Annotated in this window: 16 protein-coding genes; 8 read left to right on the top strand and 8 right to left on the bottom strand. The window is 54.3% G+C overall.

Annotated elements, in window-relative coordinates:
* Position 1 precedes the first annotated feature (1 nt).
* The gene (gene hflD / locus ACUTQ5_RS08870) at positions 2-628 is read left to right on the top strand and encodes a high frequency lysogenization protein HflD (protein WP_261098648.1); all 627 of its coding nucleotides are present in this window, start codon (positions 2-4) and stop codon (positions 626-628) included.
* Between the two features lie 22 nt (positions 629-650).
* Positions 651-2,021, top strand: coding sequence for an adenylosuccinate lyase (gene purB / locus ACUTQ5_RS08865; protein ID WP_445650948.1), 1,371 nt, complete (start codon positions 651-653; stop codon positions 2,019-2,021).
* 201 nt (positions 2,022-2,222) lie between these two features.
* Here purB and ACUTQ5_RS08860 read toward each other — a convergent pair whose 3' ends face one another.
* The 3 genes from ACUTQ5_RS08860 to pdxR all read right to left on the bottom strand — a co-directional run bounded on the left by ACUTQ5_RS08860 (position 2,223) and on the right by pdxR (position 5,037).
* The gene (locus ACUTQ5_RS08860; protein ID WP_445650947.1) at positions 2,223-2,924 is read right to left on the bottom strand and encodes a GNAT family N-acetyltransferase; all 702 of its coding nucleotides are present in this window, start codon (positions 2,922-2,924) and stop codon (positions 2,223-2,225) included.
* A gap of 20 nt (positions 2,925-2,944) precedes the next feature.
* Positions 2,945-3,397 (bottom strand): GNAT family N-acetyltransferase, encoded by a 453-nt coding sequence (locus ACUTQ5_RS08855; protein WP_445650946.1) that lies wholly within the window; start codon positions 3,395-3,397, stop codon positions 2,945-2,947.
* A gap of 122 nt (positions 3,398-3,519) precedes the next feature.
* On the bottom strand, positions 3,520-5,037 hold the full coding sequence (pdxR, locus tag ACUTQ5_RS08850; RefSeq protein WP_445650945.1) for a MocR-like pyridoxine biosynthesis transcription factor PdxR: 1,518 nt from the start codon (positions 5,035-5,037) through the stop codon (positions 3,520-3,522).
* Between the two features lie 111 nt (positions 5,038-5,148).
* On the opposite strand from pdxR, the gene ACUTQ5_RS08845 reads away from it, so the two are divergent.
* The 4 genes from ACUTQ5_RS08845 to ACUTQ5_RS08830 all read left to right on the top strand — a co-directional run bounded on the left by ACUTQ5_RS08845 (position 5,149) and on the right by ACUTQ5_RS08830 (position 9,176).
* A complete protein-coding gene (locus ACUTQ5_RS08845) occupies positions 5,149-5,367 on the top strand; it encodes a hypothetical protein (protein ID WP_445650944.1) in 219 nt (72 codons plus the stop codon).
* A gap of 468 nt (positions 5,368-5,835) precedes the next feature.
* Entirely contained in the window at positions 5,836-6,507 is a 672-nt protein-coding gene (gene phoP, locus ACUTQ5_RS08840) for a two-component system response regulator PhoP (protein ID WP_012006437.1), read from the top strand.
* Positions 6,508-6,512: 5 nt separating this feature from the next.
* Positions 6,513-7,970: a two-component system sensor histidine kinase PhoQ gene (phoQ, locus tag ACUTQ5_RS08835; protein WP_445651147.1), complete on the top strand. Its 1,458-nt coding sequence runs from the start codon at positions 6,513-6,515 to the stop codon at positions 7,968-7,970.
* An 84-nt stretch (positions 7,971-8,054) separates the two neighbouring features.
* Positions 8,055-9,176 carry a ribosomal protein uL16 3-hydroxylase gene (locus ACUTQ5_RS08830; RefSeq protein WP_261106878.1) on the top strand — a complete coding sequence of 374 codons (1,122 nt, stop codon included), beginning with the start codon at positions 8,055-8,057 and terminating at the stop codon, positions 9,174-9,176.
* Positions 9,177-9,226: 50 nt separating this feature from the next.
* On the opposite strand, the gene ACUTQ5_RS08825 is transcribed toward ACUTQ5_RS08830, so the two are convergent.
* Together ACUTQ5_RS08825 and pepT are read right to left on the bottom strand one after the other, a co-directional pair.
* Positions 9,227-10,318: a malate/lactate/ureidoglycolate dehydrogenase gene (locus tag ACUTQ5_RS08825; protein WP_445650943.1), complete on the bottom strand. Its 1,092-nt coding sequence runs from the start codon at positions 10,316-10,318 to the stop codon at positions 9,227-9,229.
* 85 nt (positions 10,319-10,403) lie between these two features.
* Complete coding sequence (gene pepT / locus ACUTQ5_RS08820) at positions 10,404-11,633, bottom strand: peptidase T (RefSeq protein ID WP_445650942.1); 1,230 nt, start codon at positions 11,631-11,633, stop codon at positions 10,404-10,406.
* Between the two features lie 360 nt (positions 11,634-11,993).
* Between pepT and ACUTQ5_RS08815 the strand changes: the two genes are divergently transcribed.
* A complete protein-coding gene (locus ACUTQ5_RS08815; protein ID WP_445650941.1) occupies positions 11,994-13,553 on the top strand; it encodes a PTS transporter subunit EIIC in 1,560 nt (519 codons plus the stop codon).
* A gap of 25 nt (positions 13,554-13,578) precedes the next feature.
* Positions 13,579-14,964 carry a family 4 glycosyl hydrolase gene (locus ACUTQ5_RS08810; RefSeq protein WP_445650940.1) on the top strand — a complete coding sequence of 462 codons (1,386 nt, stop codon included), beginning with the start codon at positions 13,579-13,581 and terminating at the stop codon, positions 14,962-14,964.
* 16 nt (positions 14,965-14,980) lie between these two features.
* Here the strand turns inward: ACUTQ5_RS08810 and ACUTQ5_RS08805 are convergent, their stop codons facing one another.
* The 3 genes from ACUTQ5_RS08805 to nagK all read right to left on the bottom strand — a co-directional run bounded on the left by ACUTQ5_RS08805 (position 14,981) and on the right by nagK (position 17,575).
* A complete protein-coding gene (locus tag ACUTQ5_RS08805) occupies positions 14,981-15,694 on the bottom strand; it encodes a MurR/RpiR family transcriptional regulator (protein WP_445650939.1) in 714 nt (237 codons plus the stop codon).
* A 112-nt stretch (positions 15,695-15,806) separates the two neighbouring features.
* Positions 15,807-16,643 carry a Sir2 family NAD+-dependent deacetylase gene (gene cobB, locus ACUTQ5_RS08800; protein ID WP_261088713.1) on the bottom strand — a complete coding sequence of 279 codons (837 nt, stop codon included), beginning with the start codon at positions 16,641-16,643 and terminating at the stop codon, positions 15,807-15,809.
* 11 nt (positions 16,644-16,654) lie between these two features.
* Positions 16,655-17,575 (bottom strand): N-acetylglucosamine kinase, encoded by a 921-nt coding sequence (nagK, locus tag ACUTQ5_RS08795; RefSeq protein ID WP_445650938.1) that lies wholly within the window; start codon positions 17,573-17,575, stop codon positions 16,655-16,657.
* Positions 17,576-17,587: the final 12 nt, after the last annotated feature.

The raw sequence follows: 17,587 nt of genomic DNA, 5'->3' as shown, positions 1-17,587 counted from the left end.
CGTGGCGAAGAACTATTATGACATTACGCTGGCGATGGCCGGGATCAGCCAGACTGCGCGTCTGGTCCAGCAGTTGGCGCACGAAGGCCAATGCGAGCGCGAGGCATTTCATACCTCGCTGAGCAGCCTGCTGCAGATGGATCCTCCTTCCACGCTGGCGGTGTTCGGCGGTGAAGAACGCAATTTGAAAATGGGCCTTGAGACGCTGATGGGCGTGCTCAATGCCAACAATAAAGGCCTGGCTGCAGAACTGACCCGCTACACCATCAGCCTGATGGTGCTGGAGCGTAAACTCAACGCCAACAAACAGGCGATGAACCAGCTTGGCGAACGTCTCGGCCAGCTTGAACGTCAACTGGCACATTTTGATCTGGAATCAGACACCATTATCAGCGCGCTGGCCGGCATCTATGTCGACGTCGTCAGCCCACTCGGGCCACGCATTCAGGTGACAGGTTCACCGGCTATCCTGCAAAACCCGCAGGTGCAGGCCAAGGTTCGCGCCGCACTGCTGGCAGGCATCCGTGCCGCTGTGCTGTGGCAACAGGTTGGCGGTAGCCGCCTGCAGTTAATGTTTTCCCGTAATCGTCTGTTCAAACAGGCGCAAAATATCGTTGCTCATTGTTAATAGATCCCAGGAGTTGCTACCGATGGAATTATCCTCACTGACCGCCGTTTCCCCCGTTGATGGACGCTACGGTGATAAAGTCAGCGCACTGCGCACCATTTTCAGCGAGTACGGTCTGCTGAAATTCCGTGTGCAGGTTGAAGTACGTTGGCTGCAAAAACTGGCCGCCTGCGCAGAAATCAAGGAAGTTCCGGCTTTTGACGCCGACGCAAACGCTTTCCTCGATAAGATCGTCGCAGAGTTCAGTGAAGAAGACGCGCAACGCATCAAGACTATCGAACGCACTACCAACCACGACGTGAAAGCGGTTGAGTATTTCCTGAAGGAAAAAGTGGAAACGGTCCCTGCCCTGCAGGCGGTATCCGAGTTTATCCACTTTGCCTGTACCTCCGAAGACATCAACAACCTGTCGCACGCGCTGATGCTGCAAACGGCACGTCAGGATGTGGTGCTGCCGTACTGGCGTAAAATCATCGATTCGATCAAGGGCCTGGCGCTGGAATACCGCGATATTCCGCTGCTGTCTCGTACCCATGGCCAACCGGCCACCCCGTCCACCGTCGGTAAAGAATTTGCCAACGTCGCCTACCGCATGGAGCGTCAGTTCCGTCAGCTTGAGCGCGTGGAAATCATGGGCAAAATCAACGGCGCGGTCGGCAACTATAACGCCCACATCGTCGCTTACCCTGAAGTGGACTGGCATCTGTTCAGCGAAGAGTTTGTTACCTCGCTGGGCATTATCTGGAACCCGTACACCACTCAGATCGAACCGCACGACTATATCGCCGAGCTGTTTGACTGCGTAACGCGTTTCAACACCATCCTGATCGACTTCGACCGTGATATCTGGGGTTATATCGCCCTGAATCACTTCAAGCAGAAAACCATCGCCGGTGAAATCGGTTCTTCTACCATGCCGCACAAGGTTAACCCAATCGACTTCGAAAACTCCGAAGGCAACCTGGGTCTGTCAAACGCGGTACTGGGCCATCTGGCCAGCAAACTGCCGGTGTCCCGCTGGCAGCGCGACCTGACAGATTCCACCGTGCTGCGTAATCTTGGCGTTGGCCTGGGTTATGCGCTGATCGCCTACCAGGCGACCATGAAAGGCATCAGCAAGCTGGAAGTGAACCAGACACACCTGCTGGATGAACTGGATCACAACTGGGAAGTGTTGGCCGAGCCAATCCAGACCGTCATGCGCCGTTATGGCATCGAAAAGCCGTACGAGAAGCTGAAAGAGCTGACTCGCGGCAAGCGTGTGGATGCTGCCGGTATGCAGACGTTTATCGATAGCCTGGCACTGCCGGAAGAAGAGAAAACGCGTCTGAAAGCCATGACCCCGGCTAATTACATTGGCCGCGCGGCGACCATGGTCGATGAATTGAAGTAATCGCCCTACAGTAAAAACAGCAAGACGGCCATTTGGCCTAATACCAATCAGTTAAGCATATTGTATGAATAAAAATTCATATTTATGCTTAGAGGAAAACGAAAGAATCGGGCTTACAACCTGGTATCTCTCCTGCTAAGGCCCGAATTATCGGGCCTCATTCTCTTAACTGACAAGCATTAGGCCATTTGGCCGCCTTTTTTATCCCATTAAATCCTGCAGCCGTTTTTTCTGCCGCCCTTGTTGGTCAAAGTTGTCGGCGTTCAGCCATTGCTCAAACCCGCCCCTGATTGTCGGCCAGCGGTCAGCGGTGATGGCAAACCAGTCGGTATCACGACTGCGGCCCTTGGTGATCAGCGCATACCTGAAAGTGCCCTCATGGTTGAAGCCGAATCTCGCCGCCGCCCGTTTGGAGGGCGCGTTATGACTGTCGCACTTCCATTCACAGCGGCGATAACCCAAGTCCTCAAACAGGTGCCGCAGCATCAGATAAATCGCTTCGGTGGCGCTCGAGCACTGCTTCATCACGGGTGACCAACTGACATGGCCAATCTCTGCCACGCCGTTACCTTCGTCGATACGCATGTAGGCAACCGTCCCGACCGGACTCTGGCTTGCGCGGTCAAACACCGTCAGGTTCACCAACGTGGGGTTCGCCTGCAAGGTTGTCAGATGCTGCAGCATGGCAGCAAGACTCTCCGGCCGTTCTATCGATAAATAGGTCCAGTCGCGGCCATCGGGTGCCTGCTGGAAAGCCCTGAACAACGCGGCATGATCGCGCTGAGGCTCAAGCGATTCCAGGCGACAAAAGCGCCCGTCAAGCGTCTCGCCACCGGGCCGCTTCGCCGCCTGCCAATCGGCTAATGGCTCACCCACCGGCTGGCCGAATTGATTGAGCACCATAAAGTCTCCGCAACCTGCCGTTAACGTTGGTAAATAATAAACGAAGTTCTTTTACCTACTTTATCGTACAGCGAACGGGCCGGAGCATTATATTCCTGCGTCGCCCAATAAACCCGCTCACTGCCTTTTTCATTCGCCAAGCGATAGGCCTGATCAAATAATTTTTCAGACACTTTCTTGCCGCGTGCCGCGGGTGAAACATAGAGATCTTCAATATAACAATAGCCAACAGAACTCCAGGTTGAAGGGTGGAATATCAGGTTCATCAATCCCAACAGCTTGCCGCCTTTATCTTCCGCCACCAGACCATAAACCTGCGACTCTACACATAGACGTTCGAAGGTATGATCGGTAACCTCTGCCGAAATATCCGCACGATAAAAATGAAGATATCCCTGCCAAAGATCCAACCATTGTGATTTATCATCGTTTTGTATTCTGCGTACTACTACTTCAGGGTTTACTGGATGCATGGTGCCTCACGGGTTTTTCCAAGAAAAGTAACGTAATTCCAACAGGGTACACCGGCCAACGCAGCCTGAAAACAGACCAATTAATAACAACGAGCAGACCAATTTTAGCGACCTGACTGCTTTTAGCCCGGTACAGGTAACGAATCAAAAATGCATGATAACTTTTTGATAAAATTTACAATCTCGTCGGGGGCATAGGCAGCAAAGCCAAATACCAACGCCCCTTCACTTGGGGTGTGAGTATAAAAATCAATCAAACCGTAGACCCTCATGTCCTGCGCAGCGGCGGCCTGAATCAACCACCGCTCGGTAGCCGCGTCCTGCAACGGGCAAACCAATTGCAGCCCGCCCTGCGGTAACCGTGGTTGAGTCCAGGCGGCAAGGTACTGATGCACCGCCGCATGCAAAATCTCCAGCCGGGCCTGATATATCTTGCGCATATTCCTTAAATGTTCGGCATAGAAATCTTCATTGATAAATTTAAATAACGTCATTTGCGGCAGGGCCGAAGTATATCCATCCTGGAATTGTTTGGCGGCCACCATGGGTTTAATTAGCTGCGGTGGAACAATCAGAAAACCAATGCGTAATCCTGGGAACAGGGTCTTGCTAAAGGTACCGATATATAAGGTTCGTTGATGTTGATCCAGCCCCTGCAACGCAGCGGTAGTCAGGCCGTTATAATTGAATTCGGAATCGTAATCATCTTCGAGGATCCAGGCCTTTTCACGCTGCGCCCATGCCAACAGTTTTAATCTTCGTTCAATACTGAGTGAGTATCCCAGCGGATAATGGTGGGACGGTGTAATATAAACGCCCCGTCCGCCCTCTTCGGTATTTATTAACGCATCAATATCCATGCCACAGGGATCCACCTCAATCGGCTGGGCGATTAATCCCGCAGACTGAACCAGTTTTTTCGCGCCCTGGTAACCCGGTTCTTCCACAAACACCCGGTCGCCGGGATTAAACAGCACCTGAGTACATAGCGAGAGCGCCTGCTGGGAACTGGTCACCACAATCACCTGTTCCGTGCCGGCTTTAACCCCTCTTTCACGCCGCAGATACTCGATGATTTCCTCTCTCAACTCCACCAGCCCCTGAGGATCGGCATAACCCAACAGGCGCTCCGCCCCCTGTCGCACCGCCTGCTTTTCCAGTTGCAACCAGCTGTCGATGGGGAACAGACGCAAATCGGGCAGTGAGGGGGTCAACGAGCCGTTGCGGCGGGTATGCGGAGCATGAGCGGCAATCAGCAAGGAGCGACCATGCGCACTCAGCTCACGCTCCACCAACAGGGCCTGGTCAGGGTTGTCAGTGGCCAGCAGTTCACGACCGATCAGGGTGTCTTGCTGGTAGCTGACAAAGCTACCGCGCCCCACGGCACGGGCAATATAGCCCTCCGCTTCCAGTTGGGCATAGGTCTGTTCGACGGTATCGCGTGAAACCCCCAATCGAGCCGCCAGAACCCGGCTGGGCGGCAGCTTTGACAGGTAGCTCAGTTCGCCCGTCGTTACCTGCTGTTTGATTGTCAGATGCAGCGCAGCCTTACGCGTCATTCCTTGTCGTAAATGCTGAATAAAGCTTGCCTGTATCGCATCTGGCGAAACGCCCTGCTGGCTGTCACCGCTGTGTTTCATGCTATTCCGACTCAGAGTCTTCCATACCGCTGGAGGATAAACCAGCGCTGGAGATGTTGGTTAATTGAGCTATATCAATCTGGTTGTGAACAAAATGTTTTGAAAAAGATCATGCATTATTTCATTCAGAGCGCCAACCCTAAACCAATGCACGCTTTGCCATCCGAGGTGAAGCTGCACACCACCCTAAATGAAAAATACGCTGCCAAGTGGATCCCAGAAGACATGACGCTGCAGGACTACCCGCTGAGCTATCAGGAGCTGGAACCCTACTTCGACAAGTTCGAAAAGGTCTGCAGCACTGCAGGTAAATCCGCTGCTGCAGGATAGGGGATCGGTCAAAATTTTGCTAAACAGCAACGTCAGCCAACCGGGTGCTCAGACCTATCTGGATAACTGATGCACCGGCGGTCACCGCCGCTCAGGTGCAGTAAATACGCAAAAACAGCCTCACCAAACCAGATCATCCTTAAAACCGGCCAGGAGCCCAGCCGATTGGGCTCCTGTCTTTTTCTCACATCTCCTCTCGTTTAAGTTTGGTTTAACTTCTCATGGGAATTGTTTATCCAACGTTTATTGGACGTTGTCGATAATGGCCGCGCACCAAAAATCGATAGCGCTTATTTCCTGCCAAGGCTCTGCGTCCCTTGCGGGAAATGCCGGTTATACCTACCATAACGTCAATATCACGATCCGATGGCCAAGGTTATTGCACGCTATCCCTCACACGCTGCCGAGCGTGTTACCTTTACAGCGTGGGTGACAGGATGTTCACCCGCAGATCTACAGGAGTCCGCCATGCGAGTACTGGTTGTTGAAGATAATGGTTTATTGCGCCACCACCTCTCCGTACAGATGCGTGAAATGGGCCACCAGGTTGATGCGGCAGAAGATGCCAAGGAAGCCGATTACTTCCTGCAGGAGCACGCGCCGGACATCGCGATTGTCGATCTCGGCCTGCCGGGTGAAGACGGCCTAAGCCTGATCCGCCGCTGGCGCGCCCACCAAATGAAATTACCGATCCTGGTGCTGACCGCCCGTGAAAGCTGGCAAGACAAGGTGGCTGTGCTTGAAGCCGGTGCCGATGACTACGTCACCAAGCCGTTTCATTTGGAAGAAGTGATTGCCCGTATGCAGGCATTAATGCGCCGTAACAGCGGCCTGGCTTCCCAGGTGATCGTCTTGCCGCCGTTCCAGATCGACCTTTCACGCCGTGAACTGAGCGTCAACGAACAGCAAATCAAACTGACCGCGTTTGAATACACCATCATCGAAACCTTAATCCGCAACGCCGGTAAAGTGGTCAGTAAAGACTCGCTGATGTTGCAGTTGTATCCGGATGCCGAACTGCGCGAAAGCCACACCATCGACGTACTGATGGGGCGTTTGCGTAAAAAGGTGCAGGCCGAATATCCACAGGAAGTGATCACCACGGTTCGTGGCCAGGGCTATCGTTTTGATGCAAAGTGAACATGATGTTCAACAAAAATAAAAAGCCTTTTTCCCTACGGGCTCGCTTTTTGATGGCTACCGCCGGGGTAATCCTGGCGCTGTCGCTATCCTATGGCCTGGTTGCGGTAGTGGGCTATATCGTCAGCTTCGACAAGACCGCCTTCCGCCTGCTGCGCGGTGAAAGCAATCTGTTCTTCAGCCTGGCCCAATGGAAAGACAACAAGCTCACCATCGCCATTCCGCCCGATATCGATCTCAACTTCCCTACTCTGGTGTTTATTTACGACGCTAAGGGCAAGCTGCTGTGGAGCCAGCGTCAGGTACCTGAACTGGAAAAACGGATCAACAAAGAATGGCTGGAAGAGTCCGGTTTCTACGAAATTGATACCGATACCCGTATCAGTAGCGAAGTCCTGGGTAACAACCCCAAGGCGCAGGATCAGCTCAAAGACTATGACGACAACGACCAGAATGCGCTGACCCACTCCGTGGCGGTCAATACCTATGCGGCGACCGCAAGATTGCCAGCGCTACGCATCGTGGTGGTCGACACTATCCCACAAGAACTTCAGCGTTCAGATGTAGTCTGGGAATGGTTCAGCTATGTGTTGCTGGCCAACCTGCTGTTGGTGGTACCCCTGCTGTGGCTGGCGGCCTATTGGAGCCTGCGACCGATCCAGGCGTTGGTGAATCAAGTCGGCGAGCTGGAAAACGGTGAACGGGAACAGCTCGACGAGAATCCCCCCAGCGAACTCCGCGGGCTGGTACGCAACTTGAATATTCTGGTTCGCAACGAACGCCAGCGCTATACCAAATACCGCACCACACTTTCCGATCTGACCCACAGTCTGAAAACCCCATTGGCGGTACTGCAAACCACATTGCGCTCACTGCGCACCGGTAAGCAAACCACCATCGAGGAAGCCGAGCCGATCATGCTGGACCAGATCAGCCGTATCTCGCAGCAAATCGGCTACTACCTGCACCGCGCCAGCATCAACTCCGGGCAAACGGTGCTGACTCGCGAGATCCATTCGGTACCGGCCCTGCTGGACAGCCTGACGGTGGCACTGAACAAGGTATATCAGCGCAAAGGCGTGGTGATCACGCTGGATATCTCGCCGGAAGTGACCTTTATGGGCGAAAAAAACGACTTTATGGAAGTGATGGGTAACGTACTGGAAAATGCCTGTAAGTACTGCCTGGAATTCGTTGAAATCACCTCCCTCCACTCCGATAAGTTTCTCACCATCGTCATCGATGATGACGGCCCTGGCATTCCGGAAAGCAAACGCGAGTTGATCTTCCAGCGCGGCCAGCGGGTAGATACATTGCGCCCCGGTCAGGGTTTGGGATTATCGGTAGCGGCAGAGATTATCGAGCAGTACGACGGTTCCATTACCATCAGTGACAGTCCGCTGGGCGGTGCACGTATGCAGGTCACTTTCGCTCGCCAGCACGACTCCCACCATAACGAGTAAATTCTGTTGCTCAGGCCCCGATCCACGGGGCCAAACTTCCGTTATAATCGCACTCAGGCTCACTCCTCTATCCTGGAATAGAACATGGATTATCAATTAGATCTGGACTGGAACGATTTTTTGCAACGCTATTGGCAAAAGCGTCCGGTGATTCTGAAGCGTGGCTTCAAAAACTTTATCGATCCGATCTCCCCGGATGAGCTGGCTGGGCTGGCGATGGAAAACGAAGTGGACAGCCGTTTGGTTAGCCACCAGGACGGCCGCTGGCAGGTTGCTCACGGCCCATTTGAGAGTTTTGACCACCTGAGCGAGAACAACTGGTCGCTGCTGGTGCAGGCAGTCGATCACTGGCATGAGCCTTCCAGCGCGCTGATGCGCCCGTTCCGTCAACTGCCGGACTGGCGGATGGACGATCTGATGATTTCGTTCTCGGTGCCGGGCGGCGGCGTTGGCCCACATTTCGATCAGTATGACGTGTTTATCATTCAGGGTACCGGCCGCCGTCGCTGGCGCGTAGGCGAAAAAGTGCCGATGAAACAGCACTGCCCACACCCGGACCTGCTGCAGGTTGAACCTTTCGACGCCATTATCGATGAAGAAATGGAACCGGGCGATATTCTGTATATTCCGCCAGGCTTCCCACATGAAGGCTACGCGCTGGAAAACGCGCTGAATTACTCGGTGGGCTTCCGGGCACCGAACGGGCGTGAACTGATCAGCGGCTTTGCCGACCACGTACTGGCACGCGAACTGGGCAGCAAACGTTACAGCGATCCGGACATTCAGCTGCGTGAACATCCGGCGCAAGTGCTACCGCAGGAAGTCGACGCTCTGCGCCAAATGATGCTGGATCTGGTTGAGCAACCGGAACACTTCCAACAATGGTTCGGCGAGTTTATCTCCCAGACCCGCCACGAGCTGGATGCCGCGCCGCCGGAGCCGCCTTACCAGGCCGGCGAAATCTACGAACTGCTCCAGCAGGGCGAGCCATTACAACGTCTGGGTGGCCTGCGCGTACTGCGCGTTGGTGACCAGTGCTTTGTGAACGGCGAACTGATGGATACCGAGCATCTGCAGGCTGTCGATGCCATGTGCCAGAACTTCAGCGTTAATGCTAGCCAGTTGGGTGACGCGGTGGACGATCCGTCGTTCCTGGCGCTGCTGACCGCACTGATCAATAACGGCTACTGGTATTTTAAAGACTGAAGCTGATGCGGTTCTAATAAAGCCACCCGCCCCCAGGCGAGTGGCTTTTTTTATACTCGCAGCGCCCTGGTCTGGTAACCGTCCAGTTCGTCGTCCGGCATGCCCGCCTGTTTGGCTGCCGCACAGATCTGCTGCCAGGTATTGGTATCAATCGGGATCCCCTGCTGCAAGCGTTGCTCGCGATTCGCTTCTTCCCACTCCCCCGGCACCTCAATCGGCCGTCCGTCACTTGGCGGTGAGGCTTTCACCCAGTCAATAAACGCCTCAGCCTCACTTTGCATCTCAGGTGCCGCAAAGGCCGCAGGGTTGAGGATAATGGTGGTCATGCAGTTGAAAATGGCGTCGCTGTTGGATTTCAGCGTAGCACTGTGGGTCGTTCGCCCGCCCGACAGTGCGCCGCCGAGGAGCTCGCACAGGGCGGCCAGCGCATAACCTTTATGTGCACCAAAGGGCAGCAACGAACCAAACGGCTGCTCGTGCATCACCTTGGGTTCGAGAGTCGGTTGTCCATGCTGGTCAATCAGATAGCCCGGTGCAACGCTCAGACCTTTGTTGTAGGCGACGCGGGTTTTTCCAAAAGCAATGCCACTGGTGGCGAAATCCAGCAGCAGCGGCTTTTTACCGGTGCGCGGGAAAATAACGCAGAAGGGGTTGGTACCAAAGCGACGATCGCTGCCGCCAAAGGGTGCCACCATAGGGTCGCCCACGACATTGACGAAGTGAATGGAGATAAAACCGGCGCGAGCACACTGTTCAGCCCAGTGGCCAATGCGGCCGATGTGATGCGAATTGTTTAATGCCACCGCCGCCAGCCCCAGTTGCCTGGCTCGTTCGATGCCTTTATCCATCGCCTCACTGGCGACCACCTGACCGAAACCCTGACCACCGTCAATCGTCAGGACCGCACCGGCGTCGCGCACGACCTGGGCGTGAACATTAAGCTGTAAATGCCCCTGCGCCAACGATGCCATATAGCTCGGGATCATGCCGACGCCGTGGGAGTCGTGTCCGGCCAGATTGGCCTGAACCAGATGTTCGGCCACTAGCCCGGCCTCTCGCTCACTACTGCCGGCATCGCGCCAAATGGCCTGCACAAACTGCTCAAGACACTGGCGATCGATACGGTGCTCGGTACTGCTCATGATACGGCTCCTTGTGCTGGAAATATATCCTACACTAGGAGCAAATCATTGTTGCGGCAAGCAATTATACTAAATGTCATCGAGGTTATTTGGCGCGCTCTGCGGTCAGCGCGGCGATGCGCATAATAACCGAAACCGCCTGTTCCATCCCTTCCAGCGACACAAACTCATGCTTGCAGTGGTAGTTATAACCACCGGTGAACAGATTTGGACAAGGTAAACCGCGAAACGACAGCTGAGCGCCGTCGGTACCGCCGCGAATCGGTTTCATAACCGGTTCGATATCACAATCACGCATTGCCTGCTGTGCCAGTGCAATCACATGGGGATGCTCTGCCACCTGTTCGCGCATGTTGTAATAGCTGTCTTCGATCGTCACTTCGATATAGCAATCACGCGGCAGACCTTTGCCCACCTGTTGCGCGACCTCTATCATCCGGCGTTTACGTGCCTCAAAACCCTCACGCTCAAAATCACGCAGGATATACTGCATTTCTGCACGTTCAACGCTCCCCTTAAAGCTGCTGAGGTGGTAGAACCCCTGGTAGCCGCTGGTGGTTTCCGGGGTTTCATCCGCTGGTAACGCCTGCTGAACTCGGGTTGCCAATGACAGAGCATTCACCATCACCCCTTTAGCACTCCCAGGGTGAACATTGTTGCCGACAATTTTCACCGTCACCGACGCCGCATTAAAGTTCTCGCATTCCAGCTCACCCACACCACCACCATCAACGGTATAGGCCCACTCGGCGTCGAATTGTGCAACGTCAAAAAACCGTGCGCCCTTGCCCACTTCTTCGTCCGGGGTAAAGGCCACGCGAATATCACCGTGAGGGATATTGCGTTGCTGCAAACGCACCATGGCGGTCAGAATTTCGGCAATGCCGGCCTTGTCATCGGCACCGAGCAGCGTTTTGCCGTCGGTGGTGATCAACGTCTGCCCCAGCATCTGGTGCAGGATCGGGAACATCACCGGAGATAACACCTCATCGCCAATGCCCAATGCAATATCGCCGCCGCGGTAACTTTCGACGATCTGCGGGTTAACGTGTTTGCCGGTAAAATCCGGTGAGGTATCCAGGTGAGAAATAAACCCGATGGCCGGTACGGACCAGGCAACGTTGCCCGGTAAAGTGCCCATCACGCAGCCGTGCTCGCTGAGCGACACCCGTTCAAACCCCAGTTCAATCATTTCGTGCTGCAACGCGCGCGCCAGCTTCATTTGCCCGTCGGTACTCGGCACATGTTTGGCGTTCGCTTTGGATTGCGTGTCGAATGAGACGTAGTTAAAAAAACGATCTAGTAGTTTATCCATGGTATCCGCCCTCAGAATATCGCGTTTCATTATGCGGAACCGATCAGGATCAAATATTGCGACAGGTCATTTTTAGCCAGATCTAACGGAAATCATTAAACCTTGTGATGATATCTCAGATTGACCAGACCACCACACCCGAAGTTATCGCCAGCCAGAATTTCTGTTGTGTGATTCTCTTCACAACTGGCACCGGTTGTCAGCCAGTGACCACCGGTGCCTATTTCCGCCCGCTAATTGCATCACCGAATTTTTCCTCCTATAACTTAGCCAAGGCAGAGTTTGCCCCTTTCTTTTTCGCCATCCAGGGAGCTTTATCAACAACGTCGTTGTCCATTAAAATATAAAAAAGGAACTGACATGAAAGGTATTATCGATAATATCTTAAGCAAGCTGCAGCTTTTTTCCAAAGCCATGATGGGGCCGATATTCTTTTTGCCGGTTATTGGTTTAATCCTGGCATTAAGTTCTATTCTTACCAACGCCACGCTGGTGAATGAAAACTCCGGCGTATTTCATATTGGCAAAATGATCGGGGATACCTTTTGGCCGTTGTTTGGCAACCTCGGGCTCATTTTTTGTATTGGTATCACCTATGGCCTGGCAAAGGATAAAAAAAGCGAAGCGGCGCTGGTAGCCGTAATGTGCTTTATTATGTTCCTCGGTGCCAACGCCTCCTATTTGCAATTGAGCGGCCACATAGCGCAGAAAATTAACGGGCAATATTACGGTACCGGGCAAACCGAGCTGCTGGGCTTTACCGTGGTGGATATGGGCATTTTCCTCGGCCTGATCCTCGGCATCACCATCGCCTGGGTGCACAACAAACTCTGCAACCTGGAGCTGAACGGCGTGTTCTCGGTCTACGGCGGTTCCAAACTGGTGCTGATCGCCATGACGCCGGTGATTATGCTCTACGCCGTCGGCTTCAGCTACCTGTGGCCGGCCATTTCACACGGCCTGATCGCCCTGACCGGCTTTATGAAAAGCTCCGGTTCGCTCGGCGTGTTTGTCTACGGTTTCTTCGAAAAATTCCTGATCCCCACCGGGCTGCACCACTTTATCTGGTCGCCGTTCCAGCTCACCAGCATCGGCGGTTCGATCGTGCAGGATGGCCACACCGTTTCTGGCTCACAGGCGATTTTCCTGGCCTATATGCGCGACCCGAGTATCTCACCGTTGATGAATGAAGCACTGCGTTTCTCGCAGCAGGGTATGGTGACCATCTTCGGCCTGTCAGGCGCAGCGCTGGCTTTTTATCACACCGCCAAACCGGAAAAGAAAATGCTGGCCAAGGCGATCCTGATCCCGGCCATCGCCACCTCGATTCTGGTGGGCATCACCGAACCGATCGAGTTCACTTTCCTGTTTATTTCACCGCTGCTGTGGGTGATCCATGCGGTGCTGACTGCGCTGTCGCAGGTCGCCTGTAACCTGTTCGAAGTGCGGCCCTGGGGCGCCAGCGGCCTGATTGAGTTCCTGGTGTATAACCTGCCGTTGCCGGTGGCCCTCACTCGCTGGCCGCTGTACGTGGTGATCGGCCTGATTCAGTTCGCCGTCTATTACCTGGTATTCAAAACGCTGGTGCTGAAACTTAATTTGAAAACGCCGGGCCGCGAGGATGACGACGGGGTCAAACTTTATTCTAAACTGGAGTATCAAAACAGTAAAAATACGCCTAATGAATTGAGTGTGATCATTATTCGAGCGCTTGGTGGCAAAGATAACATTATTTCCGTCGACAACTGTTTTACCCGGTTGCGGGTGGAATTAAAAGATATGCAGCTTATTGACGAGCCCGCATTAAAAAGCACCGGCGCCAAAGGCGTGGTAAAAAATCGACGCGAGGTTCAGGTTATTTATGGTGTCACCGTTGGCAAGGTCAAAAGCCAGGTTGAGAAGTATTTAGCAGCACTCTGACATTTATTAATTTGGGAGATATTAAATGAAATTAACCGTTCTGGGCGGCGGCGGCGTGCGTTCGCCGTTCCTGGCCAAATCTATCGCCTACAACGCCCACCGTATCGGCGTCACTGAAGTGGTGTTTATGGACACCGATCAACAAAAACTAGCCGTATACGGTGCCATCGCTCAGGGAGTATTCCAGCGCATTCGCAGCGATATCGCCTTCAGCCTGACCAGCGATGCGCATCAGGCACTGAGCGGCGCAGACTATATCATCACCACCCTGCGTATCGGCGGCGAAGAAGGCCGTATTTATGATGAACGCATCGCGCTCGACCATCAGGTTCTGGGGCAGGAAACCACTGGTGCCGGCGGCTTCGCCATGGCAATGCGTTCAATCCCGGCGATTATCGATTACTGCCGATTGATAGAGCAGCTGTCGTCGCCAGGCGCAGTGCTATTCAACTTCACCAACCCTTCCGGCATGGTGACCGAAGCTATCATCAAGTCAGGCTTTAAACGCCAGGTGTATGGCATCTGTGACGCACCCAGCGAGTTTATCCGCGAACTGGCCGAACTGTTGGGTTGCCGCGAAAGTGAATTGAGCATCGACTGCTTCGGGTTGAACCACCTGTCCTGGTTCCGCAACGCCAGGGTCAACGGTGAAGCGGTAACAGAACGGCTGCTGGCAGACCCACGCCTGTACCGCAATACCTGCATGAAATACTTCTCACCAGAGCTGGTCGAACTCTCCGATAACCTGATGCTCAACGAGTATCTGTATTACTATTACTACCGCGAACAAGCGATCGCTGCTATCGTCAGCGCCGGTGAAACCCGCGGCGAGCAAATTGCGCAGATCAACCGGCAGATGCTGGCAGATCTGGCCGAGCTGGACATCCCGAACCAACTGGACCAGGCCTTCAGTCTCTACTTCAGCCATTATCTGACGCGCGAGAACTCGTATATGCAGCGCGAGTCCAGCCAGGGCAAAGTGAAAGAACGCGCCATGCTGACGCTGCAACAGTTTATCGAACAGCCGGACAGCGGTGGCTACGCCGGGGTGGCGATCGATATTCTGGAAGCGGTGAACAGCGGCCAGCAAAAACGCGTGGTGGTATCAATGCAAAACAACGACACGCTGGACTTCCTGCATCCTGAGGACGTGATTGAAATCAGCTGTGAACTGAGCAGTGCGGGTATTCACCCGGTAAAAATGCGCGAGATTCCCGATACGCAAAAAAACCTGATCGCTCAGGTGAAGGAGTACGAACGGCTGGCAGTAGAGGCAATTCTGGAAGGTAATCGTAAAAAAGCCATCAAAGCTTTGATGGTGCACCCACTAGTGAATTCCTACTCGCTGGCGAAAACCCTGGTAGAGGAGTATCTGCAGGCCCATCGGCAGTACGCCGAACACTGGCGTTAATCCCGGCGGCGCGGCCTCAGCGGCTGCGCCGTTCAAACCAGGCTTTGATCAGGTTCTCAAACCCCAGCAGACAGTGGCCAAAGAACGGGTTGGGGTAATAGATATCGTGGTCATATTTTTGACGATCTTCGTAGATAAAACTCATGTCGGCCTGCTGCACCAGCGGGCTGTCACCGTCGCCACAGAACGCCGCCAGCCGGATATCGTTACGCTTCACCGCCTCGCTCCAGTTCAATGCCGAACCACTATTGCCAGATTTTGAAATCACGATCACCATATTGAAACCAAAACGCATTTCACGATCGAGAATATCGAAGTCCGGCCACAGCGACAGATAGCTGTCGATGCCCAGAGTCATAAACTTGTTGTACATGTACTGCGCCACCAGTTGCGAGAAACCGCTACCATGGATCAGAATTTTGCCCTCGTCGAGCAGATCGAGGAACTGCGCCTGCTGCTGCACGCTAACCGCCACGGGTGCCGACTTTTCAGCCAGATAGGCCGGTGCCATGGTCAGGTTGAATTTGATAAAATATACCAGCTCCAGATAACCGCGAAATCCCAACTTTTTGGCCAACCGCACAACCGTTGACGGCGAGCTATAACAACGGGCGGAAAGCGCACGAATGCCCTCGTCGATGCAGGCATCGGGGTTATCGAGAATACAGTTGAGAATAGCCAGATCCGTTTTAGTCAGATCCGCCTGGTTGAAGACCTGTTTGAAGTTCACCGTCACCCCGTTGGCACTATTATGACGAAAGAAGGTGGGTATTTTCTGGATAGACAGCTCGTGGAGCGGTGGGTGTAACCCCAGAGGAAAATACTTTCCCCTGGAGTCAAACTTAAGGCTGATCCGCTCGTGCTACCTTGCCGACCAGAAATTTATGCACAAAGCGCGGCACCACGGCACTGGCCTGGCCATAGTGTTTTTCATCAAACTGGCTCTCCACCTGGCTGGGTTCCAGATTCAGCTCCATGGTATGCGCCCCGCCCAACCGGGCCTCGTGCACAAAACCGGCGGCTGGATAAACGTGGCCTGAGGTGCCGATAGCTACGAAAAAGTCTGCCTTGGCCAGTGCCTGATAGATTTCATCCATACCCAGCGGCATTTCGCCGAACCACACTATATGCGGCCGCAGCGGCGCCGGGAACTGGCAGCAATGACAGCGATCGTCGACGCTGAGATCTTCCGGCCAGTCAAATACCTGCCCGGAACTGGTACAGCGCACTTTCAGCAGTTCGCCGTGCATATGCAGCACCCGGGTACTACCGGCACGTTCGTGCAGATTATCGATATTCTGCGTCACCAGCAGGAAGTTATCTCCCAGCCAGGCTTCCAGATCGGCAAGGGCACGGTGTGCGGCATTAGGTGCAATCTCCGCCGACTGCAACTGGCGGCGACGCTCATTGTAAAACGCCTGAACCAGCTGCGGATCGCGCTGATAGCCTTCCGGTGTGGCAACGTCCTCCACCCGGTGCTCTTCCCACAGCCCGTCGGCAGCGCGAAAGGTGCGAATACCCGACTCAGCCGAGATCCCGGCCCCGGTCAACACCACGACAAACGGCTTTTTCAGCTCGGCGGCCGCCATGGTATCGCGATGAAAAATCCGCGAACGAAAGCGCTGATGCAGCACATGCTTACTCTTGCGAAACTGACACAGCCGATGGCGAGTGTGCATTAACTCTCTCCTTACTTTTCCCTGTTGACCAAATTGAGGAACGCGGCTCCGCGCACCCCACCGGCGTCGCCGTAGCGCGCCTTTTCAATCCGTGGCAACTTGGCCACGCGCAACAGATGTGCCGGCAAACGCTGCGGTAATTCCTGGTAGATCGCTTCAAAGTTCGACAATCCACCGCCAATCACCACCAGATGGGGATCGATGATGGTCAGCAGATTACCCAGACATATCGCCAGCACGTCCATAAAACGTTCGACGTGAGCCACGGCCTGAGGCTCACCCGACTGATAATGCGCAATGATCTGCTGCGCAGGCAAGTGCTGCTGGTAAAAGTGGGCGTACATCCACTCAAAACCGCGGCCGGAAATGTAATTTTCGATGCATCCCTGATGACCGCAACCGCAGGCGACGCGAGGTATATCACGCCCCAGCACCTCCAGCGCATCCACCGGCAGCCGGAAGTGGCCAAATTCACCGGCGATATAATTGCGCCCGGAGACCACCTTGCCATCAACGATCAACCCACCGCCAACCCCGGTGCCGAGAATAATGCCCAATACCGTTGGATAGTGACGGAAATCTTCGTCCCAGGCTTCCGACAGCGCAAAGCAGTTGGCATCATTATCAATGCGCACCTCACGACCAATCAGTTCAGCCAGGTCATGCGGCAACTTCTGCCCCATCGCCGCCGGCACGTTGGCGGTAAACACGGTGCCGTCGTCATCGCTGGGCAGCCCCGGAATACCGATGCCGACCATGCCCTTCTGGCCGCAGAACGCATCCGCTTCAAAGGTCAGGTCGCGCAACGTCGCCAGCAGTTGCTGATAATCTTCACGCGGCGTCGGCACCCTTTTTTGCCAAATGCGCTGCAGGTCTGCGTCGAACACGCCCAGCTCAATCTTGGTGCCGCCCATATCGAAACCGTAGTACATAACCCACCCTCA

This window comes from Serratia sp. NA_112.1, assembly GCF_052691715.1.
Note: the sequence above shows the minus strand (reverse complement) of the source record. Positions and strands in the feature narration are given on the sequence as shown.